Here is a 25,532-nt window from a genome sequence, read left to right on the forward strand (position 1 = left end):
CGGCTACCAAAGGCGTGAAGGTGTTCAGACGCCGATGATGGTGAGCCAGCCGGCGAGGGCGAGGAGGGTGATGATGAGGACGGGGATGGTCAGGACGATGCCGGTGCGGAAGTACTGGCCCCAGCCGATGTGGATTCCCTTGCGGTCCAGGACGTGCAGCCAGAGTAGGGTGGCGAGGCTGCCGATGGGTGTGATCTTGGGGCCGAGGTCGGAGCCGATGACGTTGGCGTAGATCATCGCTTCCTGCGTCAGGCCGGTGGCTCCTGCGGCTCCGATGGCGAGGGAGGCGATGAGGACGGTGGGCATGTTGTTCATCAGGGACGCGAGGACTGCGACGATGACCCCGACGCCGAGGGCGGTGATGAGGACACCGTTGTTGCTGATGGCGGAGAAGACGCCGGCGAGTTCGTCGGTGAGGCCCTGGTTTCGCAGACCGTAGACGACGAGGTACATGCCGATGGAGAACAGGACGATCTGCCAGGGCGCTTCACGGAGGATCCGCGGGACTGAGATCCGTCCGTTCGGGAGCGCTACTGCGCCGCCACCTGCTGAGGAGAGGGACACGTCATGGTTCACGTCCGAGCTGCTCATGTCAAAGGCTGGGTGAGCACTGTTCGCGGTGCCACCAGTAGAGCGGTGAGCTGCACCGACTGATTCGTAGTCGAGGTTCGCCGCCCGACCGGCAGCATCAGCTCCGGACGTCGCCGCCTGCACTGCTGAAGCCGGCATAGGGGCTGTGGTGCGGGAAAAGAGGAAAGCTGGCTTGCGGGATGCGACGAGCATGAGGACCAGTGCGCCGAGGCAGGCGACGGCGGACAGTGGGATGTGCAGTGGTTCGGCGGCGAAGTAGCCGATGAGCAGGACGCCGAGGATGATCCAGCCGGTCTTGAAGGTCAGGGGGTCCGCAATAGCTGATTTGGGTGCCTGGAGGACGCCGACGTCGTAGTGGCGGGGGATGACCTTGCGGAAGAACAGGAGCAGGACGCCGAGGCTCGCTGCGACGGAGACGATGCCGACGGGGACCATGACGGCGGCGTAGCGGGCGAAGCTGATGTCGAAGAAGTCTGCGGTGACGATGTTGACGAGGTTGGAGACGACCAGGGGGAGGCTGCCGGCGTCGGCGATGAAGCCGCAGGCGATGACGAACCCGAGAGATGCCTTGGCGGGGAATTTTAGGGCCAGGAGCATCTGGATGACGATCGGGGTGAGGATCAGCGCGGCCCCGTCGTTGGCGAAGACCGCCGCGATCGCGGCTCCGAGCAGGACGATGAGCGTGAACAGCAAACGTCCGTTGCCCCTGCCCCATCGGGCGACGTGCAGGGCCGCCCATTTGAAGAACCCTGATTCGTCGAGGATGAGGGAGATGATGACGATCGCGACGAACGCGAACGTCGCGTTCCAGACGATGTCCCACACGACCGGGATGTCGGAGAGACTCACGACAGTTGTGAGGAGCGCGAGGACCGCACCTCCCAGGGCGGACCAGCCAATGCCGAGGCCTTTGGGTTGCCAGATAACCAGGGTCAGGGTGGCGAGGAAGATCAGTACAGCGACCACGGTCATGGCAGTCATAGCAGCGGGGCTCCTAACAGGAGGGCAGGATGAATCGCGCGGACGAGCTCACCCTGTGAGTGCGTGGTGAGGTCGTGACGGGCTTGGGGGTGAGCGCTGGGCGAAGACGGCAGTCGAACATGATCGTTGTCGTCCGGGCGGGAAGAGGTGGGGGTGTGGGTTAGCGGGTGGTGAGGGTGGTGTGGAGGGCGGTGACACGGTCGAGGATGTCGTCGCGGACCAGACGCATGCGCTCCAGGCCGGCGATGCCGCGTTCGCTGGGCTCGTCGGTTTCCCACCGCTCGTAGAGGGTGCCTTCGACCTCGTCGACCTGCGCTTCAGGGCCGAGGATGACTACGAGGTCCGCCTGCGCCTGGTCCTCGCGGGTGATCTGGCGGGGCACGTTCTGGGTGATGTCTACCCCTACCTCGGCCAGGACCTGGGCGGAGAGGTCGTTGACCGCAGACCCGGGCTTCGACCCGGCGGAAGCGGTGGTCACGGAGTCCCCGGCGACCTTGTCCATGAGGCCGGCGGCCATCTGGGACTTGCCGCCGTTCTTCACGCACACGAACAGGACAGAGGGCTTGTCGGCCTTGAAACTCACAGGGGTACTCACTTCTTCTGAGTGGACGGGAGGAAAGCAGGAATCAGACAGGGGCCAGGCAGGAACCGAGCAGGAACCAGGCGGACCCGGGAGGCTGGGGGTTCTACTTGGGTTCGGTGAGGACGCCGGCGAGGGCGTCCAGGGCTCCGGGCACGATGGAAAAGTACGCCCACACGCCGCGCTTCTCACGGTGCAGGATCCCGGCGTCGACGAGGATCTTCAGGTGATGCGACACCGTCGGCTGCCCGAGATTCAACGGCTCGGTGAGGTCACACACACAGGCTTCGTTCTCGGCGCTGGACGAGATCAAAGAGACCAGACGCAACCGGTTCGGGTCGGCAATCGCCTTGAACTGCTTGGACAACGCCTCAGCCCGCTCCGCGCTCATCGCCGGCGCCCCGGACGGCACGCAGCACGGACCCTCATCAACCACGGAATCGACCCTGTTGTTGGGTGCGAGCTCCGTGGTTGCAGCCGCGGTTCGAGGCTCGGAAATCGTCGTCATGCCACTCAGCATACCCGCACATTGACAATCTTCGATATAGCTCCGCATACTCAATATCGAAGACAGTCAATCTCTCCCCGGTGCCTGCATAAGCGAGTGCCGGAGAGCCGTTCGACTCCTAGTCACCATCTAATACGCCTGCCCGGAGTGCCGGGACAGAGCGAGGACCGAAGGATCACCATGACCACCGAACTTGCAGCTGTAGCGACCACCGATCAGAAGAAGCCGTCGGTCCTGTTCGTTTGCGTCCATAATGCCGGTCGTTCGCAGATGGCCGCCGCGTACCTGAACCACCTGTCCGAGGGACGTATCGAGGTTCTGTCCGCCGGTTCCCAGCCCGCGGCCCAGGTGAATCCTGCAGCTGTCGAGGCCATGAAGGAGGAGGGTATCGACATCACCGCCGAGACCCCGAAGATCCTCACCTCCGAAGCCGTGGAGGCCTCCGACGTCGTCGTCACGATGGGCTGTGGAGACGAGTGCCCGTACTTCCCGGGCAAGAGGTACGAGGACTGGGTCCTCGAGGACCCCGCCGGCAAGGGCGTCGAGTCCGTCCGCCCGATCCGCGACGAAATTAAGGGCCGCATCCAGCAGCTCATCAGCGAACTCCTGCCCGCTACCAGCGCCAGCACCGGTACGCCGAGCGCCTGACCCGCGCATTCGCTTCACTCGTCGCTCCGCGTTTCCAGGATTCGAAAGGCACCGTTATGACAGGCCCACAGCAGGACTTGCAGCAGGAAAAGATCATCATTGTCGGCTCCGGTCCTGCCGGGTACACGGCGGCGATTTACGCTGCCCGGGCGGGTCTAGCCCCGAGGGTCATCGCCGGCGCGGTGACGGCGGGAGGTGCGCTGATGAATACGACGGAGGTCGAGAACTTCCCCGGGTTCACCGACGGTATCCAGGGACCCGAGCTGATGGAGAACCTCCGCCAGCAGGCCGAGCGCTTCGGTGCCGTCATCGAATACGACGACGCCGCCACCGTTGAACTCACCGGGAACCTGAAAACCGTCACCACCCTGAGCGGTCACACCTATCAGACGCCGGCGGTGATCCTCGCCACCGGCTCCGCCTACAAGGAACTCGGCCTACCCGATGAGAAGCGCCTGTCCGGCCGGGGAGTGTCGTGGTGCGCGACCTGTGACGGGTTCTTCTTCCGCAACCAGGACATCATCGTTGTCGGCGGCGGGGACTCGGCGATGGAGGAAGCACTGTTCCTCACCCGCTTCGCGGCCACCGTCACCGTCGTCGTCCGCGGCTCAGCGCTGCGGGCGTCGAAGATCATGGCGCAGCGGGCTATGGACAACGACAAGATCCGCTTCGCGTACACCAGTGCGATCACCGCGATCCACGGGGATGCGAAAGTCACCGGGGTCACCCTCACCGACACCATCACCGGCGACACCCGGGAAATGGGCGCGACAGGGATCTTCGTGGCCATCGGGCATCTGCCCCGCACCGACCTCGTCCAAGGCCAGGTCACCCTCGACGACGAGGGCTACATCGTCGTCGACGCGCCCACCACCTTGACGAACCTTTCCGGTGTCTTCGCCTGCGGCGACGCCGTTGACCACCGCTACCGGCAAGCAATCACCGCAGCAGGCTCCGGCTGCGCCGCAGCCCTGGACGCAGAACGCTACCTCGCAGCACTCGAAGACGCACCCAGCATCGCCACCGCTCTCATCGAGGAGAACGCCCATGTCTGACACCACCCCCACCCCATCAACTGCCACCTCAGCTGCCACTACCGGCTCCACCGAGCTCACCGACCTACCGGTAGCCGTCATCGGCGCCGGGCCGACCGGGCTCTCCGCGGCCGCGAACCTCCTCGAGCAGGGGCTGACCCCGATCGTGTTCGAGCAGGGCGGCACTGTCGGGGCGGCGGTCCGTCAGTGGGCACACATCCGCCTGTTCTCGCCCTGGCAGTACAACATCGACCCCGCAGCCCGGCGCCTCCTGGAACCCACCGGTTGGGTCGAGCCCCGTCAGACCGCCCTCCCGTACGGGCGGGAACTGGTGGATGCCTACCTCGAACCTCTCGCCGCCATCCCCGCCATCAGGGACACTCTGCACTTCAAGAGCACCGTTACCGCGGTCACCCGTCTCGGTATGGACAAGACCCGCACCAAGGACCGCGACACCACACCCTTCCTCGTCCGCGTCAGCAGCCCCGAGGGCACTACGGATCACCTGGTCCGCGCCGTCATCGACGCCTCCGGCACCTGGAACCAGCCCAACCCCCTCGGACAGGCAGGACTGGCTGCCCCCGGTGAGAACGAAGCCTCTGCGTTCATCACCACAGCGCTGCCGGATGTCGTCGGAACCGAACGCGACCGGTTCGCGGGTAAGACCGTCATGGTTGTCGGCGCCGGCCACTCGGCGGCGAACACCCTCATCAACCTCGGCCAGGTCGCCAAGAACGAGCCCGGTACCCGCATCCTCTGGGCCGTGCGCGGGAGTGGATCCGCGCAGAAGCTCTACGGTGGCGGGGACCTCGACGGCCTGCCTGCACGCGGGCAGCTCGGCAGCCGCCTGCGTACCCTCGTCGGTGACGGTGTCATCGAGCTCATCACGAACTTCACCATCACCAGCTTCGAGACGACCGATGCTGGTCTGGCCGTGACCGCGTCGATGCCGGACGGGCCCCGCACCATCGACGTCGACGTCCTCGTGCCGGCGACCGGGTTCCGGCCGGACCTCGACATCCTGCGCGAACTCCGCCTGGAACTGGACTCTGCCGTGGAGGCACCGCGTGCCCTCGGACCGCTGATCGACCCGGAGTTCCATTCCTGCGGAACAGTTCCCGCCCATGGCGCGGACGTGCTGGCTCACCCGGAAAAGGACTTTTATCTCGTCGGGATGAAGTCCTACGGTCGAGCACCTACGTTCCTGCTCGCCACCGGATACGAGCAGGTCCGCTCCGTGACCGCCGCAATCGCCGGCGACCTCGAAGCCGCATCCCGCCTGCAGCTCGACCTGCCCGAAACCGGGGTCTGCAGCACCGACCTCGGCGGCTCCTGCGACACTCCTGCCGCAATCACGCCCGATGGAATCGGTGGAACCGGTGAAAGTGGTGGTGCGTCCTGCGGAACCACGACGATGAGTGACGAATCAACTGAGGCTGATGCGGGCGGGTGCTGCTCGGCGCCCGAGCCACAACTGGTCATGATCGGATTCCCCACCGGCACCGCGCACGGCCGCTCCGGCGACCCCGACTACTGACCTACCAAGGACCGATACCGGCAGAAAAAGCGAGGCAGGACCCGGCAGGTGGATCCGCCTGCCGGTCAAGGCACCAGGAAGGACAGCACCATGAGCACGCTCTCGCCAGCTGATGATCCCACCGGCACCCACGAGCACGTCCTGCACCGCATCTGCGACGAGCTCGCCGCCTCCTTCGATGGCGTGTTCGGCCCCGACATGGTCGAACGGTACGTCTTCGAGTCCTACACGGCCCTCGCCCGCACAGCGAAGATCAAAACCCACCTGCCGATCATCACCCGCCGATTCGCCCGCGACCGGCTCAACGCCCTCGCACACGCGCAAGGCAAACGCCCCAGCGGAGTCCCCGAAGTCCTCTTCGTCTGCGTCCAGAACGCCGGCCGATCCCAGATGGCCGCAGCCCTCCTTAAGGACCTCACCCAGGGCGCCGTGAACGTCCGCTCAGCAGGCTCCATGCCCGCCGAGCACCTCGACGAGAACGTAGTCACCGCCATGAACGAAATCGGGCTCAGCCTCGGCGAGGAATTCCCCAAACCCCTCACCGATGACGTCGTCCGCGCAGCCGACGTCGTCATCGGTGAGGGCTGCGGAGACACCTGCCCCATCTACCCGGGCAAGAAGTACGAGGACTGGCGCATCTCCGACCCGGCAACCATGGACCTCGACGGAGTCCGAGACGTCCGAGACACCTTGCGGACCCGCGTCGAAGCGCTCGTCTCACAACTCGTCACCTAACACCTTTGCAGTGCTACCCGACTGGATGTAGTGAGTGCATCAGATGGCGCGGTGGTGATGTTATTCCTGTGCGGAAGCTCGTTCCCGCCAATAGCTAGCCGCGTCTTCTCCGCTTCGCATCGCGATCAGTTCGTCCGTCCTAGTCGCAAGAGCAGTGGCGGGATCTATGCCATCTACGTAGGCCTCCAGCGCCAAGTGGAGTGCGCTGCCGCTTAGGAACTCTGCATACTCACGAACCGATTGCACCATGTCGAAGCTTGCAGGGTTTCCATGAACCAACGCGTTTCGGACGCGACGCCGACGAGCTTCTAACGCAGTTCCCTCTCGGGTGTAGTCCTCGATGAGGAGTGCATAAATTGCGTGATCACTAACGCTGGCGAACATGCGTCCTATCCAGGCGCGCTCGTGCTCTAAGCGGCAGAGAGATAGGAAATCTTGAGACCGATCAGCGACAAGTAAGATCCAAGGCTGCTCTGAATGATCAGACATCCACTTACCTGTCAGCTCATTGAGCAGGTCCTGATCGCCGCTTAGACCGAGTAGGCACATATTGACAGCCCGATGAAGGTCGGTGAGCCATTGAGCGTGAGCCCACCGCTCACCGAGGAGCACGAACAAGGTGTCTGGACTCATTGCAGCATGTGCAGCCACGTGCTGAACGATGCGGTCCGAGAGTGGGATCAAGCTGCTGATGTCCGCCTCTGACGGCTTCCGTAGTGCCATGTCTCGACTGAATGGTTGATCGGCTGCAGCCTGCACTTGAATCGCCGCAACCAGAAATCGGGGTAGATTCTCGCGAGCAAGAGCCTCCGCTATCCGCGGGCCATGTTCCGTGATGGCTTCAGCAGTCATACTCGCTCCCCAGGTGTCATTAGTGAACCCAGTGTGGTTGCGGACAGCCCGCCGCCCCGCAGTGGCGGGCTGTCCTGAGCGGAGCACCGCGTGCTCCGCGAACTGCGGACGAATTCCTCCCGAGCGGTGTATCGAGACGCTGAGGATGATGTCAACCATCTCTATGGCTCGCTCCAGCGCGCCCGCACCGGTGGTCGCGCCCAGGTCCACGCGCACAATGGTGCCAATGTCGTCTTCTTCGTCCATTCGATCCGAGATGCGGAAAATGTGACTGTGCTTTATCAGCTCCCAAAGTTCCTCTTTGTGGGCAAAATCCCATCGGTGTGGCGCTGGCTCGGCGTTCGGGATCGCCCACTGGGCCGAATAGAACGAGACCCGTCCGGCGGATAGATGCACGTGCATTTTTCCCTTATAACCCAACCAAACCACGGTGGGTTCAATGTCAGCTGGCGTCCCCACATAGATGCGCGCCTTTGAGACTCGGTCATCGAAAGGGGTGTCGTTCTCGACCCATGGAAGATCACCGGGATCACGTCCAAACGCGACTACTGAAACTAGGGTGCTAGCGACCTCCTCTGCATTCACGCCGCGTCGTTGCACTTGATCGAACAGGAGTTCAGCCATCGGGCGATACTCCCGTCGCACCAGGTTTCGATCCTTGGATGCTGCAACGAGGTCATCCCAACTGGCGCGCACTGCATCGTCTTCAAGAAGCGCTTCCCGAAGGATAGTTGCGGTCCTCTCTACATCAGTCCAGACGGGCCCAGTACGAGTACCAGGAGGCTGCTCAAGGACCGCTCGCGCGCCCTCGGTCAGACGGTCAAAACATTCCCGAAAGGCCTCCAGTGGCACAGCAATGCGAGCCTTGAGTGCTGGGCCTACCGCTTCGACGGACTCGGTCAGGTCGAGCTGTAATGAAGCCCGGTTCGGACGTGGCTTCCAAGCCTCGATCCCACTCGCTAGTTGGACCCATGCGGAGATCTCACTCAGGACAGTAGTGAGCGGAGGGATTGCACTCAATCCCCGCCGACGGTCGAGTGAGGATACGAGCGATTTGGGCCAGTCAGGATCGTCGTCCGACCAATGGTCACTGATGTTGTATTCGATCATCATGAAATTTTCCTTGGCTGCATAGGGTCCGAGCCAGTATGGATTCCTGTCCTTGTTCAACTATGAAGTAGGGCGAGATCTTAGCTGTTCAATCCCTGAACGGTCCTCTCGCTTCGCTCCGGCCTGTCACCGGCCAGGCTGCTCCTTCGTCGCATCCCGTCCGGGTCTTTTTTGCTGCTGTCCTTATGTTGTTGAGCGGGTGGTTTCCGGGGCAGTTGTAGTGTTTCGGCTACCCAGGGGTGGTGGGTATGGCTTTGTCTGCTGTGCCGGGCGCTTGTCGTGACGGCTTCGTAGGATTGGCCGCCTGCCGTTCCCGTGATGGCCCGACCGCTGATTGAGAGACGCGACTGAAGCTCGCTGGATAAGGACACGACGGCGCGGTTATCTGCTGGGCTTTACTGGATGCCGAGATGATTGGAGGCTGCGATGGCGCAGCTGTGGGCTGGTGTAGATGCTGGTAAGACCCATCACCATTGCGTAGTGATCGACACGGACGGGACCCGCCTGTATTCGCAGCGGGTCGCCAATGACGAGAGTGCCCTGCTGAACCTGATCGCCGACGTCGCCGGCCTCACCGGTAATCCTGGTGGGGGTGAAGTGGTGTGGGCGACGGACTTGAACCATGGGGGAGCGGCATTGCTGATCGCCCTGCTGGCTGTTCATGATCAGCGGCTGCTCTACATCCCGGGTCGCACGGTTCATCACGCGTCCAAGACGTACCGCGGTGATGGGAAGACCGATGCGAAGGACGCACTGGTGATCGCTGACCAGGCGCGGATGCGCAGGGATCTACAGCCCCTGCGGGTGGGGGATGAGGTGAGCGTCGATTTGCGGATCCTGACCTCCCGCCGAGCCGACAAGGCAATCGATCGTGTGCGGGCTATCAACCGGCTGCGCGCCCAGTTGCTGGAGTACTTTCCCGCTCTCGAGCAGGCCTTTGACTACAGCCGGTCCAAAGCCGCGCTGATGCTTCTGACCCGGTACCGGACACCCGAGGCCCTGCGCCGAGCTGGTGAGGCTCGGGTACACGCCTGGTTGAAGAAGCACGGTGCCCGTAGCAGCGCCCTGGTCGCTGAAAAGGCCCTGACCGCAGCGAAGTCCCAGTACACCGTGGTGCCAGCACAACGGGTCGGGGAAATGATGGTCGCGGCCTTGGCCCAGGATGTCCTTGATTTGGAACGCGAGCTCGCGGACCTTGATGCGCTGATCAGTGCCCGGGTTCTCGATCACCGGCACACCAGCATCCTGCTGAGCATGCCGGGTTTTGGGCCCGTCCTGAGCGCCGAGTTCCTCGGGGCGACCGGCGGGGACATGGCAGCGTTTGACGGCGCGGATCGCCTCGCCGGCGTCGCGGGCCTCGCCCCGGTCCCGAGAGATTCGGGCCGGATCTCCGGCAATAATCACCGTCCCCGACGCTACGATCGCCGGCTCATGCGTGTCTTTTACCTATCAGCAATGTCCAGCCTGAAAAGCAATCCACCTTCCAGGACGTACTACGACCGCAAGCGAGCCGAAGGTAAATCGCATACCCAGGCCCTCATCTGCCTGGCACGTCGCCGCCTCAACGTCCTTTGGGCCATGCTCCGCGACAACGTGCAATACGAAGCTCAGCACGAGCTGCACCCGAGACTGTCGTCTGCACTCTGAGGACGATCGCGTATGGAACTTGATCGTTTCGCTCAGGTGGAAGGAGCGCTGAGGGGAGAATCCGTGGCGGAATAAGGAAATACGTGCTCTGATATCCCCACCAGTAGTATCTCCGTCGCTACTCGCAGGGCTAGGAGCCGTCATGTCAGACACCGATGAACTCGCTATCGCCCTGCCAGACCGAGTACAGGTCGCCCATCAACTCGCCGTGGTCACGAGGTTCCTAGCCGTCGTCACGTGGATCGGGGTCCTGGCGATGTTAGTCGTGAGTCCGAACGGGCTTGTTTTCGTGCTGCTGGGGGTGCCGTTAGTCGTCGCAGCTGCGGCTATCTGGGCGAGCCGCACATCCAGGACGAGCATGCCGACACGGCGGCAGGGTAGGGCAACCATCAAGGCTGCGACTGGAGCACGCGTGGATGGTTTGCTCCCACACGGAACCACGTTGACGCTGGGTGCGAGCCTGATGGTTCCTGTCTACTACGCGGCGACACTTGCATGGGTGGGTGTGGCGTACGTCGCGCTTAACGATCCCAGGCCCATCGTCCTCATCGCTTTCCCGTTGCTAGTCACGTTCGCCGCTTACGCCGCGAACAGGCACTTGAAAGCGATCGACACACCACCCGCACCCTAGTCATCGTCATTCGCCAGGCACGACGGGTGAAACCTTTCTAGCGCAGTGCGAAGTATGGAGTGACTCACGGTCGACCCCTGAGTCAGGTCACTTACCTCGGTGCATGGGCTTAATGAGCGCCCCATCTGAGTGCGGGTCCCTCTCGCCATGTCTCTTGAAGAAGTGCCTTGGAGCACGGCGCGGACGTTGACAACATCATTGAGATTCCTTCGGATTGTGCGCCCCCGCTCCACAGCGTCAACCGGCTCCGCCGGCTTCGGGCACACCGATCCTGTCCGGCGCTCCTGCGTCGCTTATTTCCTCCCAGGATCGTCGCACCCTCGCACCTACGGCGTTGAGCACTGCTCCGTCGGGGACGAGCGAGCGAGCTCGCCAGCAGGCAAAAAACAACGGGGGGAAGGGCCACCACAGTCCCGCTGGCACACCACAGGCCCGGACCCACACCTACCAAGAAGGAACACAACCATGAACGAGAACAAGACGACCAAGGACACCGCCGAGACTGTGTCGGTGCCTGCCCTGCCGGTCGACGATCGGAGCGGGGACGGGTACGACTGGATGGAAACCCTCACCGGTACGGCATGGGCTGTTCTGCCCAACTGGGGTTCCGAAGGTTGGGACGCCGGATCGTGGCCCTACATCATCCTTGCCGTGGCCAAGAGCAAGGACGACGCAGGGGAGCTGTTCGGGTACGGCCAGTACCTCGAGGGGGACACCGAAACGCACTGGTTCCGCTCCCAGCCCGCCTGCCACGAAGCGATCACCGAATCGGTGTTCTGGTTCTGGAAGTCCGGCCAGTCAGACGGCCCGGAGGACCTGCCCGTGGCGGCGGCCGAGCTTCCCAGCCGCTACCGCAAGCCCTTCTTCGGATGGACGCAGGGACGCGACACCGTCGAGTAAGCGACCAGCAACCGCACCCCGCCCCAGCGGGCGGGGTGCGGCCCGGCCCGGCCCGGCCCGGCCCTCCACCTCATCTCACTACCTCGAAAGCAGGCAAGCACTGATGGTCGAAATGCTGTTCTCCATGAACCGTGTCACCACCCAGGCCGACTACGTCCGAATCGCCGTCGACGAAGACGCAATGCTCGCCTGGCTGCAGGAGAACCCTAAAGAAAATGAGTGGATCCAGCCCGTCAGCGCCAAGGACGACATATGCGCCGAAGACGTCCGCCGCTACATCGAAGCCCACCCCGAGCTACGCGACCACCGCCACTTCCACGAAGCCGCCGGAGAACCGCGCGAGAGCTGGTCCCAGCTGGAAATCATCGGCTCGACAGACGAGAACTTGAACTAAAGTTAGCTGGATTCATGCGGTAGAAGTGCTGTTTTTCAGATGAATAAATGCTAGAATTAGTAGCAGCAGCACAGCAGTTGACTCTCACTAAAACCCACACGTAACCAAGGACTGAGCGCTATGACCATCACCATCTTCGAGAAGCCATCCGGGTGCTTCGGATGCAAGAAGACGAAGGAACTGTTCGACGCCGCCGGCGTCCAGTTCGTCACCGTGGACATCACCACCAACGACCAAGCGCTGGCCTACGTCACCGACGAGCTCGGCTACAGCCAGGCACCCGTCGTGGTCTACGAGAAGGACGGCAGTGAGGACCACTGGTCCGGCCTGAACCCCACCAAGATCAGCCAGGTCATCGCCCTCGACGGCGCCAAGTAAGAAGCCGCGGACAAGGCCTGCAAAACAAGCCTTGCATTACAAGCCTTGCATAACAAGCCTTGTCCGGCAGTACGGGAACACCCAAGTAGCTACCAGCAGCACCGACATTCAACGACAACACCAGCACCCCATACGAAAGGCAGTTGAGCATCATGGCCGGAGAAACCGTCATTACCGTCATCGGGAACCTCACTGCGGATCCCGAACTCCGCTTCACCCCCAGCGGGGCAGCGGTCGCGAACTTCACCATCGCCTCCACCCCGCGCACGTTCGACCGGCAGAGCAACGACTGGAAGGACGGGGAAACCCTGTTCCTGCGCTGCAACGTCTGGCGCGAATCGGCCGAGAACGTTGCCGAGACCCTGACCAAGGGAACCCGCGTCATTGCCCAGGGCCGGTTGAAGTCCCGCAGCTACGACACCAAGGAAGGCGAGAAGCGCACCGTCATGGAACTCGAGGTCGACGAGGTCGGACCGAGCCTGCGCTACGCCTCCGCGAAAGTCGCCCGCGCCCAGCGCAGCGGATCCGGTGGCAACGGTGGAGGTAACGCCCAGGGCGGGGGAGGATTCCAGGGAGGAGCTCAGCCGGGCAACACATGGCAGCAGCAGCCCGCGGATGATCCATGGGGAGCCCCCGCAGCAGATCGCGCAGGCGGTGCCGGCGGTGCCGGTGGATGGGGCAACGGACCCGAGAGCGAGCCGCCGTTCTAGCCCGCAGCTTTGCACAGCGTCGCGGGACAATCGTCGGTGGCCGGCCCTACGCTGGCCACCAACGCACCCCTTCCACCACCCACCAGTCACAGCAGCCGGCCCGGCGGGCCGCCCGAGTAGGAGAGAGAAACCCATGACCAGCACCCCCGAGACGCAAGCGCTCACCAACGAGCATCACTGCGGGCTGAGGTCCTGGGCGAAAGGCACCTACACGATCGAGGCCGCCACCGAGCTGCTGATCCGCGCCCACGAAGGCCGCTTCGCCAAGCCGGGACAGCCATGGATCGGCCAGGGCAGCCGCTGGCCCTACGTCGACTTCGAGGCGATCGAGGACAACCTCGAAGGACTCTCCGGAGGGGAGCGCCGGTTCATGCTGCTGGTTGCGTCCCTCGGCGACGGGGGAGCGCTGGTCGACCTCGGCGACGTCATCCCGGGCTTGGACCGGGACGTGCTGGCCCTCGTGCTCGCCGCAGTCGCTCACGCCGGCGGAAGCCACGAACACTCAGGGTTCGAGTTCACCGAAGACGGCACCCCGACGTCCACCGTCCGCCTCGCCCGGCTCTACGACTGGCCTAACGGCAACATCATCTAGAGCCGCTGCGCGGCACACCAGCACATGATTGACGCGGGGGACTGAGAGACTGGACGGATGCCCGCGAATCGACCAGCAAGTGGCCAAGTGGCCAAGTGGCCAAGTGCGCCGAATGCGGGCGGACGTCCCCGCTGACGTTCACCGGGGACGGGACGCCACAGGGTTGGGCATACGTAGCGGACGCGGGGATCACGCTCTGCCCGCTGCACCGGCCGCGGATGCCCGAGGGCTGGCAGGACGTCATCAGGATCTACAAGAAGGGCGAGATGGACGAGTTGGCCGGCGACCCCAAACCGCCACCGCCAGCAGGAGCTTTCGACGACGAGGAGTAGCAGGTGAGCAAGCGCAAACCGGCGTCTTTCACGCCGTACTTCACGCAGACCGACGCCGACCAGGTGCGGGCAGCGTTCCTCGCCGCAGGGCAGGCCGAGGGGTACCGGTCTGTGACAGACTTGATCGAAGCAGCTGTAATGCGTGAAGTGAAGCGCCTGCAGCGCAAGCACAACAACGGCAGGAAGTGGGAACCGGTCGCACCGGGAGCCCTCCGGCCAGGCCGACGGACACTCGACGAAGAGAAGAACCGGGTCCAATAAATTTCCCTTGGTAGGGAAAGCAAGAACGGAAGCGGGACCCGTGTGGTGCGGGGCCCGCTTCCACCTTTTAACCCTCCTATGGCCGGCGGCCGTCACCGTGAACGGTCGCCCGCGCAGCCCTCCGGGATCTCACGTATTGAGTGACTGCGATGCCCAGTCCCGCGCCACAGCCAGCCAGCACCCCTCCCAAGCTCAGACCAAAGACCAGCCGGGCGATCAACAAGATGCCGACGATCAGGGCGAGCTGTACGAGGAGATTGGCGAGGTCACGCATGCAGCTCACCCTACGGTGAGCACGTTCCTGGCTGCCGCTGCGGCCGAGGGACAAACGATGCGGGGCCGGCGGCCGCGGGTGTATCACCTGTAGTGCTTCCCCGGTTTCCGCTGGCGCTCCAACCAGGGCAATGGTCCTGCGCTTCGCTCCGGCCTGTCACCGGTCAGGCTGCTCCTTCGTCGCATCCCGTCCGGGTCTTTTTTGCTGCTGTCCTTATGTTGTTGAGCGGGTGGTTTCCGGGGCAGTTGTAGTGTTTCGGCTACCCAGGGGTGGTGGGTATGGCTTTGTCTGCTGTGCCGGGCGCTTGTCGTGACGGCTTCGTAGGATTGGCCGCCTGCCGTTCCCGTGATGGCCCGACCGCTGATTGAGAGACGCGACTGAAGCTCGCTGGATAAGGACACGACGGCGCGGTTATCTGCTGGGCTTTACTGGATGCCGAGATGATTGGAGGCTGCGATGGCGCAGCTGTGGGCTGGTGTAGATGCTGGTAAGACCCATCACCATTGCGTAGTGATCGACACGGACGGGACCCGCCTGTATTCGCAGCGGGTCGCCAATGACGAGAGTGCCCTGCTGAACCTGATCGCCGACGTCGCCGGCCTCACCGGTAATCCTGGTGGGGGTGAAGTGGTGTGGGCGACGGACTTGAACCATGGGGGAGCGGCATTGCTGATCGCCCTGCTGGCTGTTCATGATCAGCGGCTGCTCTACATCCCGGGTCGCACGGTTCATCACGCGTCCAAGACGTACCGCGGTGATGGGAAGACCGATGCGAAGGACGCACTGGTGATCGCTGACCAGGCGCGGATGCGCAGGGATCTACAGCCCCTGCGGGTGGGGGATGAGGTGAGCGTCGATTTGCGGATCCTGACCTCCCGCCGAGCCGACAAGGCAATCGATCGTGTGCGGGCTATCAACCGGCTGCGCGCCCAGTTGCTGGAGTACTTTCCCGCTCTCGAGCAGGCCTTTGACTACAGCCGGTCCAAAGCCGCGCTGATGCTTCTGACCCGGTACCGGACACCCGAGGCCCTGCGCCGAGCTGGTGAGGCTCGGGTACACGCCTGGTTGAAGAAGCACGGTGCCCGTAGCAGCGCCCTGGTCGCTGAAAAGGCCCTGACCGCAGCGAAGTCCCAGTACACCGTGGTGCCAGCACAACGGGTCGGGGAAATGATGGTCGCGGCCTTGGCCCAGGATGTCCTTGATTTGGAACGCGAGCTCGCGGACCTTGATGCGCTGATCAGTGCCCGGGTTCTCGATCACCGGCACACCAGCATCCTGCTGAGCATGCCGGGTTTTGGGCCCGTCCTGAGCGCCGAGTTCCTCGGGGCGACCGGCGGGGACATGGCAGCGTTTGACGGCGCGGATCGCCTCGCCGGCGTCGCGGGCCTCGCCCCGGTCCCGAGAGATTCGGGCCGGATCTCCGGCAATAATCACCGTCCCCGACGCTACGATCGCCGGCTCATGCGGGTCTTTTACCTATCAGCAATGTCCAGCCTGAAAAGCAACCCACCCTCCAGGACGTACTACGACCGCAAGCGAGCCGAAGGTAAATCGCATACCCAGGCCCTCATCTGCCTGGCACGTCGCCGCCTCAACGTCCTTTGGGCCATGCTCCGCGACAACGTGCAATACGAAGCTCAGCACGAGCTGCACCCGAGACTGTCGTCTGCACTCTGAGGACGATCGCGTATGGAACTTGATCGTTTCGCTCAGGTGGAAGGAGCGCTGAGGGGAGAATCCGTGGCGGAATAAGGAAATACGTGCTCTGATATCCCCACCAGCAGTATCTCCGTCGCTACTCGCAGGGCTAGGAGCCGTCATGCCAGACACCGATGAACTCGCCATCGCCCTGCCAGACCGAGTACAGGTCGCCCATCAACTCGCCGTGGTCACGAGGTTCCTAGCCGTCGTCACGTGGATCGGGGTCCTGGCGATGTTAGTCGTGAGTCCGAACGGGCTCGTCTTCGTGCTGCTGGGGGTGCCATTAGTCGTCGCAGCTGCGGCTATCTGGGCGAGCCGCACATCCAGGACGAGCATGCCGACACGGCGGCAGGGTAGGGCAACCATCAAGGCTGCGACTGGAGCACGCGTGGATGGTTTGCTCCCACACGGAACCACGTTGACGCTGGGTGCGAGCCTGATGGTTCCCGTCTACTACGCGGCGACACTTGCATGGGTGGGTGTGGCATACGTCGCGCTTAACGATCCCAGGCCCATCGTCCTCATCGCTTTCCCTTTGCTAGTCACGTTCGCCGCTTACGCCGCGAACAGGCACTTGAAAGCGATCGACACACCACCCGCACCCTAGTCACCGTCATTCGCCAGACACGACGGCTGAAACCTTTCTAGCGCAGTGCGAAGTATGGAGTGACTCACGGTCGACCCCTGAGTCAGGTCACTTACCTCGGTGCATGGGCTTAATGAGCGCCCCATCTGAGTGCAGATCCCTCTCGCCATGTCTCTTGAAGAAGTGCCTTGGAGCACGGCGCGGACGTTGACAACATCATTGAGATTCCTACGGATTGTGCGTCCCCGCTCCACACCGTCAATCGCTCACGCGACGGGGCCGGCCACAAACCTTTACGGCGCTCCTGCGTCGCTTATTTCCTTCGAGGTTTCTGGCAGGCCCTGCCCTTCGGGTTGACAGTGCTCCGTCGGGAACGAGCGAGCGAGCTCGCCAGCAGGCAAAAAACAACGGGGAAGGGCCACCACAGTCCCGCTGGCACACCACAGGCCCGGACCCACACCTACCAAGAAGGAACACAACCATGAACGAGAACACCCAGCACAACGCCACCGTGACCGCGTCGACGGCCGCTGACCTGCTCGCCTACGTCCCGACCGTGCTCGGCTTCCAGCCGCGCGAGTCCTTCGTGGTCATCACCATGCGCGGCAAGATGGCGGGCGCGACCCTTCGGACCGACGCTCCCGGCGAAGGGGTCCGCCCGGTCGATTATGCGCGGACCGTCATGGAGTACCTGCTCGCAGACACCGCCGCCGACGGCGCCCTGCTGATCGCCTACACGAACGAGGTGGCCGACGCCGCCCTGTCGGGCGAGAACGAGCACGCGAAGCCCTACATGGACTATGCGAAGGCCATCGAGACCGAAATGGAGCGGGCCGGATGGTCCCTGCGGAACGGGTGGCTGGTCACCGACAAGGGATACACGACCTACTTCTGCGAGGACGCCGGGTGCTGCACACTGAACCCGCCGGACGAGGTCCGTGACAGCGCGGTGAACGCCGAATTGGTTTACCGCGGGTACAGCACGCGCCCGAGCGTGGAAGCCATGGCCGTAGACCCGGCGTTCATTGGGTCGGGCGATGCTCACGCGACGATCAGTGACGCGACGTACTGGATCAACAGGCTGGGAGCCCCGGATGATCTGGAGTTTGACCACCAGAAGATGCGCGACGCCCGCGCCGAGTGGAACGAAGCACTGGGGGAGGACGTCGGCGAGGCGGCCGCGTGCGAGCTGGTCGGTTACCTGCACATCAAGTCCATTCGGGACCGGCTGATGGCCGACGCGATCAGCGCGGCCGATGACGAGCTGACGTTCGGGAAGATCCTGACGGGCCGGTACGAGGGGCGGCCGGATTGGTCCCGCGTGGACGCGACCGAGGACCTGCTGATCAAGGTCCTCGAGTACACGCCTATCGAGGACCGCGCCCCGCTGTTCTGCATTCTCGGATGGCTGTGCTGGTACCGAGGATCATCGTCGGTAGCCATCGCCTACTTCACGAAAGCTGTGAACATCGACGGGCAGCACCGACTGTCCCGCCTGCTCCGCGAAATGGTCGGCCGCAGCTACGTCGCACTGCCCGCGCAGAGCGAGGCCACCGCGTACCCGCAGGGTAGGCGCCACTAGCCAGACACCCGGAAACGGAGCCAGCTGGACCACAGGCCGAGGGCCGGACACCCACCCCCACGGGAGTCCGGCCCTCTTCCAGTTCACCGGACAGCAGGAGCTCCACGGGGACAGTGCCGCCAGTTTCGTTGGGTACGCGGGCGGCGGCCTCCGCCGCCAGCACTGAGGAGAATAGGCGCATGGCAGGGGATGGGATTCCTGACTTGGCCGCTAGCTGACGGCCAGTAAATGCTGGTTCGGTCCACGGGGAGATTTGTCGGTATTCCGTCTCCTGCCGCTTACCGTGGGCGACCGGGCCGGATGGGGTTGTGACTTGATAGGAACGTGCGCCTTTCGCTGTTCAGTGCTTTGTCCGCCCGGCCCGGTCAACCGTGGTTGCCCTCCGCTGATGCGTAACCGTTAGGAGCAGGGATGACGAAAACAGCAATGACAAGAGCAGTGCATCAGTCGGTCAGGACTATCACCGTTGGGGTCGACACTCATTCGAAAGTCCATCACGCTGCAGTGCTCGATGAGCGTGGGGCGATGCTGGGAGAGCGGCGCTTCACAACGGACGCCCGTGGTTACCAGGCGTTGCTGGACTGGGCCGCGGCCTTCGGAATCATCAACGCCGTGGGCGTCGAGTGCACCGGCTCCTACGGGGCCGGTCTCACCCGCCACCTTCTGGCGGCAGGTGTCGACGTCGTCGAGATAAACCGCGGCCATGCCCTGATACGCAGCAGGTCGGGCAAGAGCGACGCGATCGATGCCGAGGCTGCAGCGCGGAAGGTTATGTCGGGGGAGTGTTCATCTCCGGCAAAGGACACAAGCGGGGCGGTGGAAGCTATCCGAAACCTGCACCTCGTGCGGGATTCTGCCGTGAAGTCCAGGACAGCGGCCCTGGTACAGCTGCGCGACGTACTGGTGACAGCGCCGGATGAGCTGCGTAATCGTCTAGATGCGAAGACGTTGCAGGCCAAGGCCATGCAGGCGAAGTCGCTTCGTCCGGACATGGCTCGGCTGCACGAGCCGGAGCAGGCAGTGAAGTACGCGCTGCGGGATCTCGGCCGCAGGATCTTTGACTTGACGGCCGAAATCAACGCAACGGGCAAGCACCTCACCAGGCTCACGAACGACGTTGCTCCGACGCTCATGGCGCTACCTCAGGTCGGTCCAGTGAGTGCAGCCCAGCTCCTCGTCACGGCAGGGCAGAACATCGACCGCTTTCCAAGCGAGGCAGCCTTTGCCAGGCTCTGCGGTGTTGCCCCGATTCCCATTTCGTCGGGAAAGACCAGCCGCATGCGCCTACATCGAGGCGGAAACAGACAGGCCAACAAAATCATCTACCTGATCGTCATTTGCCGGCTCCGCTACGACCCGCGATCCCAGGCCTACCGCGACCGTAAGAGAGCGCTCGGCCACTCCACCGCTGATGCCATCAGGAGCCTTAAACGCTACGTCGCACGAGAGCTCTACTACGCCTTGAAACAGGATCTGGCTCAGGAAAGGAACTCAGCCGTTACGGGGTAGGTGGACGCGGAGCGTCGGCAACGAGCAGGGCTGTTGTGCTTACAGTCCGGTTCCGCCAATGGTCTTCGCTCACGATGGCTTATGGAACATCAGCGCTGTTCCGCTGAGTAGTGATACGGCGGCGGTGAGGACGAGCAATGCCCCGAGTCCCAGGCCCGGGATCACGGCGCCGGCGATGGCCGGCGCTGCGACCGAGCTGAGGGCTCCGATGACCAGGCATCCGGTGAACGCGGCACCTGCGTGGTCGGGTACAAGCTCGGCGGTCCAGACCGCGAGGACGGCCGATCCTGCCATGTACCCTGCACCGAAGATGCACGCTGAGGCCGCCGTGGCGATCAGGGAGTCACTGGCCAGGCCGAGAAGTGCCAGCGCCGCAGCGACCGTCACGAGGCACAGGGCGGCGACCCGTGAGGCACCCATCCGCTGCGCTGCGGCTCCGGTCAGTATGCCTACCATGCCGGTCACACCGATTGCTGCGTAGAGTGCCGGGATAGCAACCGCGGGGAGGTCACCGCTGGCCACGATGTCCGCGGCGTAGGTGAAGTAGATGACGACGACGGCGAAGTAGACCACGGAGTAGGCGGCCGGGACTCGCAGCGCCCTGGCCAGCGAGGAGGTATCGTGCGGTGTGTTCGAGGCCGGGTCCGGCTGCGTGTTGAGTTTGGTTCGCGGGATCAGGCGGAGGTTCACGGCCGCGGCGGCCACCGCGGCAAGGGCGATGCCGGCCCAGACCAGACGCCACGAACCGGACATCGCCAGGACGGCCAGGGCGCCGAGGAGTACCAGTCCGCCGCTGGTGCCGGTCGTGATGATCGCCAGCGTCCGGGGTTGTTGTCGTGAGGGCACCGTACGGGTCACGATGTCGGAGTAGGGAGTCCACACCCACCCGCCGGCGCTGCCTGCCAGGATGACACCGACCGCGAGCAACCCGGGGGATTGCGCGACTGTCACGATCACCGCTCCCAGGGCACCAGATAGTCCGCCCACGGTTGTCGGGGCGCGTGACCCGTAGCGGGTTGCGAGGGGCCCTGCGAGCAGCAGGCCGGCGAGGTAGCCTGCGAAGGTTGCGCTGGCGATCAGGCCGAGCACCAGCTCCGAGAGCCCCAGATCGTTCCGGATGTCGGGCAGTGTCAGGCCGTAGCCGTACCGGGCCATACCGAAGGCGACCCCGACCACCGCAGCACCGGCCACGCCGACCCGGGCACCCGCGGAAAGCTTCATCAAGAACCGTCCTCCTACATCCTGTGTCCTGCGTCGTGTATAGGAACCGCTGACTCCTTACAGCCGACTTCCGGGATACGGCGAAGGCGCGGGGCAGCGCCTCCCGTCCGCCCTAGCCTATGGGCTAGCCTCGACCGCCCCTCAGGGGTTCGGACCGGGGTGGCGGCCGTTAGAGGCCTCTCAGAGGAGACGCCCGTGGGACGACACATCATCAATGTGCCGTCCCACAGGGTCTGGGGCAGTATCAGCTCCGGGAGGTTCCCACCCCTAGCGGGTCGTAGGACCGGTTAGCTGGTGGGCGCGTTCTCCCGTGCCTGTGTCTGCTGCCAGGTGTTCCAGGCGGTGTAGCTGCCGTCGAGTTCGACGACGTCGTACCCTGCCCGGCGCAGCGCGCTGGCGGCGACGGAGTTGCGGAGTCCGCTCTGGCAGTAGGTGACGATGGTCCCGTCGGTGGGGAGTTCGTCGAGGTGCCACATCACCCGTCCGCCGTTGAGCTGGTGAGCTCCGGGGACGTGCCCGCTGGTGTGTTCGGTGCGGTTACGCACGTCGAGGATCATCGCCGCATTCACCTCTGCAAGGTCTGCCGGCTGGACGAGAGCGGGTGTTGTCGTGGGGAGCCCATCGATGCTGGTGACGTACCCGGCGACACGGTCGATACCGACCCGGACGAGATGATCCCAGATTTCCTGCGCCTGCTCCTGTCCGGAGGCGAGCAGGACCAGCGGGTTCTTATCCTTCTCGGGGTTCACGACCCAGGCACCGTAGGTGGCGATCGCAGCGCCGGCGGGGATGTTCAGGGACCTTTCCACGGTTCCGGTGTGGACCTCGTTCGCGGTGCGGGTGTCGATGAACGTCACCGTGTCCGCGGCGAGATCCTTGGCGACCTGGCCCTTGTCGAGCTCGGCCAGGGGAGCGCGTTCTCCTATGACGGCGGGGCCTTCACGGTTCTCGCGCTTCATCCGGCTGAAATAGGCGTGCGCGTCGGGCTGGCCATCAAGGAGTTCGTTGATGAAGCCCTGCTCGTCGTTCGCCGCGAGGTAGGGGCCCCACCAGGAGTAGAGCCGCTCGTACCCGACAGTGGAGGAGGGGATGGCGCCGAGAGCTTTGCCGCAGGCACTGCCGGCACCGTGGGCGGGGTGGACCTGGACGTGGTCGGGCAGGGTCAGGAACTTCTCCTGCAGACTCTTGAACAGCTGCTTCGCACCCTCGAAACGGGTATCAACACCACCTGCTGCCTCATCGAGGAGGTCCGGGCGGCCGAGGTCGCCGGAGAACACGAAGTCACCCGAGAGCAGGTAACCAGGCTTGTCGCTGAACGCGCCGTCGGTGACCAGGAAGGACAGGTGTTCGGGGGTGTGTCCGGGGGTGTGGACAGCCTGGATGCTGATGTTGCCGACGGTGATCGCGTCGCCGTCGTAGAGGCGGGTTCCCTCGAACTCGTACTGCCAGTCTTCTCCGCCTTCCCCGGAGACGTAGATTTCTGCCCCTGTCGCCGCAGCGAGTTCTCGGGTGCCGGAGAGGTAGTCGGCGTGGATGTGGGTCTCGGTGACGGCCACGATCCTCATGTTGTTCTTCGCGGCGAGGTCCTGGTAGACGGCGATATCGCGGCGGCCATCGACGACAACAGCGGTGCCGTTGGCCTGGCAGCCGATGAGGTAGCTGGCCTGGGCGAGGTCTTCGTCGTAAATCCGTTCGATCAGCATTTGGTGATCTCCTTCAAGTCAGGTCGGGAGGAAAGAAGTATGGGGATTCGAGGGGATGTGGACGGCTCTGTAAGCGGAGGACAATCGACCCTCGTAATACCCCTGGGGGTATCTGGTGAGCTCCAGTCTAATACCCCCAGGGGTATCCCGCAAGGCGGGTGGAGTCCTGGCCTTCGGGTGCAAGGGGCTATGGGTGAGGGGGTGAGGGAAGGGTGCGTGACCGGACCTGAAACGGGGCAGGTCCGGGCACGCACCCGGTCTATTGGGGGCCCCTGTGTTGGCGCGGCTGGGCGCTGATGGGGCGCGGGGTATTGGTGTGGGTGACACCCCTCATCGCCCGTACCGGAAACAGCGGCTCCGGAAACAGCGGGTCCGAAAACGGTGGCGTCGGGTGGGGGGAGTGTCAGGTGGTGGGGAGTCCGGCCCTGGCCTAGGCGATCATGCCGCCGGTCATGGTGTCGGCAGTGAAGCCTGCTGCGGTGAGGGCGTCCGCGACATGGGCGGAGCGGTTGCCGCTACGGCAGACGACGATAAGTGGCGTGTTCAACTCAAGCTCATCCACGCGAGCTGGTAGCTCACTCATGGGCATGTGCAGGGCGCCGGGAATCATCCCTGATCCGACTTCCGGGTTCTCCCGGACGTCAAGGATCTGCGCTGACTGGCGGCGGGCATGGGTGTCGTTGACGGTGATCTCGGCCATCGGGTGTCCTTTCCTTGCTGGTACACAGGGCGCTGGTGGAGGGTGCTGATAGGGGCTGCCGGGGCAGGTGGGGTTAGGCGGGTCAGGCGGGTGTGGGTGTGCTGCGGTGTCGGCCCTGATCGGCTTGTCGGGTGCGGTGTCGGGTGTTTAGGGGGCAGGTCGGGATGATGAACCGGCAGGCGGCAAGTGTGATGAGGGTGGCTCCTGTGATGGCTGCTGCCAGGACGAGGCGGGTGTCCGCTGGTGCCTGCTGGATGAGGACGAAGGCTCCCATGATCAGGACGAACCAGCCGAACGCTTTGCGCAGCGCCGCTTCGGGGATCCGGCCGGCAAGTTGGGCGCCGATCAGGGATCCGACGATCGCCGCTGCCGTGACAGCGAGGGTCAGTGACCAGTCGATCTGGACGGTGGTGAGGTATCCGGCGAGGCCTGCGAAGGACTTCATGGAAATCACGACCAGGGACGTTCCGACGGCCACGGACATCGGCAGGCCACCGAGGAGGGCCAGGGCGGGAACGACGAGGAAACCACCCCCAGCACCGACGAGCCCGGTGACCAGACCGACGACCACACCATCGAGGATGACCCGGCCCAGGGGAAGCTCACGCTTGACGCCCTCCGACGCGCTTCCTGAAGTGCCAGTGTTGGTGTTGGGGGTTTTTTTGCGTCCGCGGATCATCGCAATGGAAGTGGCGACCATCATGAGGGCGAACGCGATGAGCAGGATCTGTCCGGGGATGAACCCGCCGAGGAGCCCGCCGATGAACGCGCCGGCCATGCCGGCTGCGCCGAAGATCAGGCCTGTCCGCCACATCACCCGCCCGTTACGGGCGTGGCTGATGACGCTCACCGCCGAGGTGACGCCGACGACGAACAGGGACGCGGCGATTGCTTCCTTGGCCTCGAATCCGGCCACGTACACCAGGATCGGGACGGTCAGGATCGATCCGCCGCCGCCCAGGACACCCAGGGACAAGCCGATCAGTATCGACAGGGCCAGGACGAGGATCAGGGTCGCGCTCACGCCGCATCAGCCCGTCGACCGGACTGATCCTCCTGGCCACCCTGGGTTGCTTGGTTTCCCTGGTCTGCCTGATTTCTCTGGCCTGATGTGGTGGGCAGGGAGAGGATCGCGGATTCGCGGGTGGGTTCCTGGGCTGCCTTGTTCCACGGCATCGCGGACAGGGCCCGGCCCATGGCACAGGTGTTCGTCGCCGCCGAGAACGTAAGCCCGGTCCCGATCACACCCGCCATGGCCCGGACCTTGGGGGAGACGAACCGGCCACCGATCAACCCGGTGAGGACGAGGGACCCGGCGACCATGCGGACCTGACGCTCAAGGTCCCACCGGGCCTTACCTCGCACGACGTCACCACCGGCTGCGGTGTACCCGGGAACTCCGCCGGTCAGGACGTGGGCTGCACTGATGCCGGAGGAAGCCAGGCGCTGACGTGCCTGTTCGGCCCGCACGCCGGACTGGCATGCCAGCACGACCTTGCTGCCCAGGCGGGACGCGAGTTCATCGGTGTGTTCGGACAGAAGCGGCAGCGGGATGTTGTAGGAGCCCGGGATGTGCGCGGACTCAAACTCAGCCGCGGACCGCACATCGATCACTACGAGGTCCTCCTGCTCATTCATCCAGGAGCGCAGGGTTTCAGCCGCTACGGCAGTGGGAGCCGCGGGCGAAGACATGGTGGAAGTCGTGGCGGATGCGGTGGGGGTCGTCGGTGCAGCGGGGGACGTGACGGGGGTGGGGGCGCTCATGGGAACCTCTCGGGGGTGTGGAAACGAATACCCCCAGGAGTATTCCGCATACCCCCCGGGGTAGTCAAAAT

The 25,532-nt window shown here is 64.1% G+C and carries 26 protein-coding genes; 17 read left to right on the plus strand and 9 right to left on the minus strand.

What is annotated here, in order from left to right:
- Positions 1-24: 24 nt before the first annotated feature.
- The 3 genes from AC1MFI_RS18325 to AC1MFI_RS18335 form a co-directional block, all read right to left on the minus strand.
- Positions 25-1,563 carry an arsenic transporter gene (locus AC1MFI_RS18325; RefSeq protein WP_479821287.1) on the minus strand — a complete coding sequence of 513 codons (1,539 nt, stop codon included), beginning with the start codon at positions 1,561-1,563 and terminating at the stop codon, positions 25-27.
- 169 nt (positions 1,564-1,732) lie between these two features.
- Entirely contained in the window at positions 1,733-2,155 is a 423-nt protein-coding gene (locus AC1MFI_RS18330) for an arsenate-mycothiol transferase ArsC (RefSeq protein ID WP_479821149.1), read from the minus strand.
- A gap of 103 nt (positions 2,156-2,258) precedes the next feature.
- Positions 2,259-2,660, minus strand: coding sequence for an ArsR/SmtB family transcription factor (locus AC1MFI_RS18335; protein WP_479821151.1), 402 nt, complete (start codon positions 2,658-2,660; stop codon positions 2,259-2,261).
- A gap of 180 nt (positions 2,661-2,840) precedes the next feature.
- On the opposite strand from AC1MFI_RS18335, the gene AC1MFI_RS18340 reads away from it, so the two are divergent.
- From AC1MFI_RS18340 to AC1MFI_RS18355, 4 genes are all read left to right on the plus strand, one after another.
- Positions 2,841-3,308: an arsenate reductase ArsC gene (locus AC1MFI_RS18340; protein ID WP_479821153.1), complete on the plus strand. Its 468-nt coding sequence runs from the start codon at positions 2,841-2,843 to the stop codon at positions 3,306-3,308.
- 56 nt (positions 3,309-3,364) lie between these two features.
- Positions 3,365-4,363, plus strand: coding sequence for a thioredoxin-disulfide reductase (gene trxB, locus AC1MFI_RS18345; protein ID WP_479821154.1), 999 nt, complete (start codon positions 3,365-3,367; stop codon positions 4,361-4,363).
- Positions 4,356-5,879, plus strand: a complete 1,524-nt coding sequence (locus AC1MFI_RS18350) for an FAD-dependent oxidoreductase (RefSeq protein WP_479821155.1) — start codon at positions 4,356-4,358, stop codon at positions 5,877-5,879. Before trxB ends, AC1MFI_RS18350 begins: the two co-directional genes overlap by 8 nt.
- A gap of 90 nt (positions 5,880-5,969) precedes the next feature.
- On the plus strand, positions 5,970-6,614 hold the full coding sequence (locus AC1MFI_RS18355) for an arsenate-mycothiol transferase ArsC (RefSeq protein WP_479821156.1): 645 nt from the start codon (positions 5,970-5,972) through the stop codon (positions 6,612-6,614).
- 60 nt (positions 6,615-6,674) lie between these two features.
- Here AC1MFI_RS18355 and AC1MFI_RS18360 read toward each other — a convergent pair whose 3' ends face one another.
- A complete protein-coding gene (locus AC1MFI_RS18360; RefSeq protein ID WP_479821157.1) occupies positions 6,675-8,579 on the minus strand; it encodes a hypothetical protein in 1,905 nt (634 codons plus the stop codon).
- Between the two features lie 423 nt (positions 8,580-9,002).
- Here AC1MFI_RS18360 and AC1MFI_RS18365 point away from each other — a divergent pair, with 423 nt between their 5' ends.
- The 13 genes from AC1MFI_RS18365 to AC1MFI_RS18425 all read left to right on the plus strand — a co-directional run bounded on the left by AC1MFI_RS18365 (position 9,003) and on the right by AC1MFI_RS18425 (position 20,073).
- Positions 9,003-10,223, plus strand: coding sequence for an IS110 family RNA-guided transposase (locus tag AC1MFI_RS18365; RefSeq protein ID WP_479817666.1), 1,221 nt, complete (start codon positions 9,003-9,005; stop codon positions 10,221-10,223).
- 142 nt (positions 10,224-10,365) lie between these two features.
- Positions 10,366-10,854: a hypothetical protein gene (locus AC1MFI_RS18370; RefSeq protein WP_479821158.1), complete on the plus strand. Its 489-nt coding sequence runs from the start codon at positions 10,366-10,368 to the stop codon at positions 10,852-10,854.
- Between the two features lie 465 nt (positions 10,855-11,319).
- Positions 11,320-11,754, plus strand: a complete 435-nt coding sequence (locus AC1MFI_RS18375; protein ID WP_479821159.1) for a hypothetical protein — start codon at positions 11,320-11,322, stop codon at positions 11,752-11,754.
- Positions 11,755-11,857: 103 nt separating this feature from the next.
- Positions 11,858-12,148, plus strand: coding sequence for a hypothetical protein (locus AC1MFI_RS18380; RefSeq protein WP_479821160.1), 291 nt, complete (start codon positions 11,858-11,860; stop codon positions 12,146-12,148).
- A 120-nt stretch (positions 12,149-12,268) separates the two neighbouring features.
- Entirely contained in the window at positions 12,269-12,526 is a 258-nt protein-coding gene (locus tag AC1MFI_RS18385) for a glutaredoxin family protein (protein ID WP_479821161.1), read from the plus strand.
- 152 nt (positions 12,527-12,678) lie between these two features.
- Positions 12,679-13,236, plus strand: a complete 558-nt coding sequence (locus AC1MFI_RS18390) for a single-stranded DNA-binding protein (protein WP_479821162.1) — start codon at positions 12,679-12,681, stop codon at positions 13,234-13,236.
- 133 nt (positions 13,237-13,369) lie between these two features.
- Positions 13,370-13,828, plus strand: coding sequence for a hypothetical protein (locus tag AC1MFI_RS18395; protein WP_479821163.1), 459 nt, complete (start codon positions 13,370-13,372; stop codon positions 13,826-13,828).
- Positions 13,829-13,923: 95 nt separating this feature from the next.
- Positions 13,924-14,160 carry a hypothetical protein gene (locus AC1MFI_RS18400; protein ID WP_479821164.1) on the plus strand — a complete coding sequence of 79 codons (237 nt, stop codon included), beginning with the start codon at positions 13,924-13,926 and terminating at the stop codon, positions 14,158-14,160.
- 3 nt (positions 14,161-14,163) lie between these two features.
- The gene (locus AC1MFI_RS18405) at positions 14,164-14,421 is read left to right on the plus strand and encodes a ParB family protein (protein ID WP_479821165.1); all 258 of its coding nucleotides are present in this window, start codon (positions 14,164-14,166) and stop codon (positions 14,419-14,421) included.
- A gap of 730 nt (positions 14,422-15,151) precedes the next feature.
- The gene (locus tag AC1MFI_RS18410; RefSeq protein ID WP_479817666.1) at positions 15,152-16,372 is read left to right on the plus strand and encodes an IS110 family RNA-guided transposase; all 1,221 of its coding nucleotides are present in this window, start codon (positions 15,152-15,154) and stop codon (positions 16,370-16,372) included.
- Positions 16,373-16,514: 142 nt separating this feature from the next.
- Positions 16,515-17,003, plus strand: coding sequence for a hypothetical protein (locus AC1MFI_RS18415; RefSeq protein ID WP_479817668.1), 489 nt, complete (start codon positions 16,515-16,517; stop codon positions 17,001-17,003).
- 460 nt (positions 17,004-17,463) lie between these two features.
- The gene (locus tag AC1MFI_RS18420; protein ID WP_479821166.1) at positions 17,464-18,564 is read left to right on the plus strand and encodes a DUF4192 domain-containing protein; all 1,101 of its coding nucleotides are present in this window, start codon (positions 17,464-17,466) and stop codon (positions 18,562-18,564) included.
- A gap of 411 nt (positions 18,565-18,975) precedes the next feature.
- Entirely contained in the window at positions 18,976-20,073 is a 1,098-nt protein-coding gene (locus AC1MFI_RS18425) for an IS110 family RNA-guided transposase (RefSeq protein ID WP_479821167.1), read from the plus strand.
- Between the two features lie 69 nt (positions 20,074-20,142).
- Here the strand turns inward: AC1MFI_RS18425 and AC1MFI_RS18430 are convergent, their stop codons facing one another.
- From AC1MFI_RS18430 to AC1MFI_RS18450, 5 genes are all read right to left on the minus strand, one after another.
- Entirely contained in the window at positions 20,143-21,294 is a 1,152-nt protein-coding gene (locus AC1MFI_RS18430) for an MFS transporter (RefSeq protein WP_479821169.1), read from the minus strand.
- 287 nt (positions 21,295-21,581) lie between these two features.
- Positions 21,582-22,997, minus strand: coding sequence for an MBL fold metallo-hydrolase (locus AC1MFI_RS18435; RefSeq protein ID WP_479821171.1), 1,416 nt, complete (start codon positions 22,995-22,997; stop codon positions 21,582-21,584).
- A 430-nt stretch (positions 22,998-23,427) separates the two neighbouring features.
- Positions 23,428-23,697, minus strand: a complete 270-nt coding sequence (locus AC1MFI_RS18440) for a rhodanese-like domain-containing protein (protein ID WP_479821172.1) — start codon at positions 23,695-23,697, stop codon at positions 23,428-23,430.
- Positions 23,698-23,779: 82 nt separating this feature from the next.
- Positions 23,780-24,721, minus strand: coding sequence for a sulfite exporter TauE/SafE family protein (locus tag AC1MFI_RS18445; protein WP_479821173.1), 942 nt, complete (start codon positions 24,719-24,721; stop codon positions 23,780-23,782).
- Entirely contained in the window at positions 24,718-25,389 is a 672-nt protein-coding gene (locus AC1MFI_RS18450; protein ID WP_479821174.1) for a rhodanese-like domain-containing protein, read from the minus strand. Before AC1MFI_RS18450 ends, AC1MFI_RS18445 begins: the two co-directional genes overlap by 4 nt.
- Between the last annotated feature and the right edge of the window lie 143 nt (positions 25,390-25,532).

Source organism: Arthrobacter sp. BC5 (assembly GCF_056680255.1).

Excerpts from the sequence above, each read along its gene's own strand:
- AC1MFI_RS18365 (WP_479817666.1), top strand. The coding sequence starts at position 9,003 with ATGGCGCAGCTGTGGGCTGGTGTAGATGCTGGTAAGACCCATCACCAT.
- AC1MFI_RS18425 (WP_479821167.1), top strand. The coding sequence starts at position 18,976 with ATGACGAAAACAGCAATGACAAGAGCAGTGCATCAGTCGGTCAGGACT.
- AC1MFI_RS18380 (WP_479821160.1), top strand. The coding sequence starts at position 11,858 with ATGGTCGAAATGCTGTTCTCCATGAACCGTGTCACCACCCAGGCCGAC.
- AC1MFI_RS18410 (WP_479817666.1), top strand. The coding sequence starts at position 15,152 with ATGGCGCAGCTGTGGGCTGGTGTAGATGCTGGTAAGACCCATCACCAT.
- trxB (WP_479821154.1), top strand. The coding sequence starts at position 3,365 with ATGACAGGCCCACAGCAGGACTTGCAGCAGGAAAAGATCATCATTGTC.
- AC1MFI_RS18395 (WP_479821163.1), top strand. The coding sequence starts at position 13,370 with ATGACCAGCACCCCCGAGACGCAAGCGCTCACCAACGAGCATCACTGC.
- AC1MFI_RS18350 (WP_479821155.1), top strand. The coding sequence starts at position 4,356 with ATGTCTGACACCACCCCCACCCCATCAACTGCCACCTCAGCTGCCACT.
- AC1MFI_RS18375 (WP_479821159.1), top strand. The coding sequence starts at position 11,320 with ATGAACGAGAACAAGACGACCAAGGACACCGCCGAGACTGTGTCGGTG.
- AC1MFI_RS18335 (WP_479821151.1), bottom strand. The coding sequence starts at position 2,660 with ATGACGACGATTTCCGAGCCTCGAACCGCGGCTGCAACCACGGAGCTC.
- AC1MFI_RS18385 (WP_479821161.1), top strand. The coding sequence starts at position 12,269 with ATGACCATCACCATCTTCGAGAAGCCATCCGGGTGCTTCGGATGCAAG.
- AC1MFI_RS18415 (WP_479817668.1), top strand. The coding sequence starts at position 16,515 with ATGCCAGACACCGATGAACTCGCCATCGCCCTGCCAGACCGAGTACAG.
- AC1MFI_RS18440 (WP_479821172.1), bottom strand. The coding sequence starts at position 23,697 with ATGGCCGAGATCACCGTCAACGACACCCATGCCCGCCGCCAGTCAGCG.
- AC1MFI_RS18420 (WP_479821166.1), top strand. The coding sequence starts at position 17,464 with ATGAACGAGAACACCCAGCACAACGCCACCGTGACCGCGTCGACGGCC.
- AC1MFI_RS18430 (WP_479821169.1), bottom strand. The coding sequence starts at position 21,294 with ATGAAGCTTTCCGCGGGTGCCCGGGTCGGCGTGGCCGGTGCTGCGGTG.
- AC1MFI_RS18360 (WP_479821157.1), bottom strand. The coding sequence starts at position 8,579 with ATGATGATCGAATACAACATCAGTGACCATTGGTCGGACGACGATCCT.
- AC1MFI_RS18325 (WP_479821287.1), bottom strand. The coding sequence starts at position 1,563 with ATGACCGTGGTCGCTGTACTGATCTTCCTCGCCACCCTGACCCTGGTT.
- AC1MFI_RS18435 (WP_479821171.1), bottom strand. The coding sequence starts at position 22,997 with ATGCTGATCGAACGGATTTACGACGAAGACCTCGCCCAGGCCAGCTAC.
- AC1MFI_RS18370 (WP_479821158.1), top strand. The coding sequence starts at position 10,366 with ATGTCAGACACCGATGAACTCGCTATCGCCCTGCCAGACCGAGTACAG.
- AC1MFI_RS18340 (WP_479821153.1), top strand. The coding sequence starts at position 2,841 with ATGACCACCGAACTTGCAGCTGTAGCGACCACCGATCAGAAGAAGCCG.
- AC1MFI_RS18355 (WP_479821156.1), top strand. The coding sequence starts at position 5,970 with ATGAGCACGCTCTCGCCAGCTGATGATCCCACCGGCACCCACGAGCAC.
- AC1MFI_RS18390 (WP_479821162.1), top strand. The coding sequence starts at position 12,679 with ATGGCCGGAGAAACCGTCATTACCGTCATCGGGAACCTCACTGCGGAT.
- AC1MFI_RS18450 (WP_479821174.1), bottom strand. The coding sequence starts at position 25,389 with ATGTCTTCGCCCGCGGCTCCCACTGCCGTAGCGGCTGAAACCCTGCGC.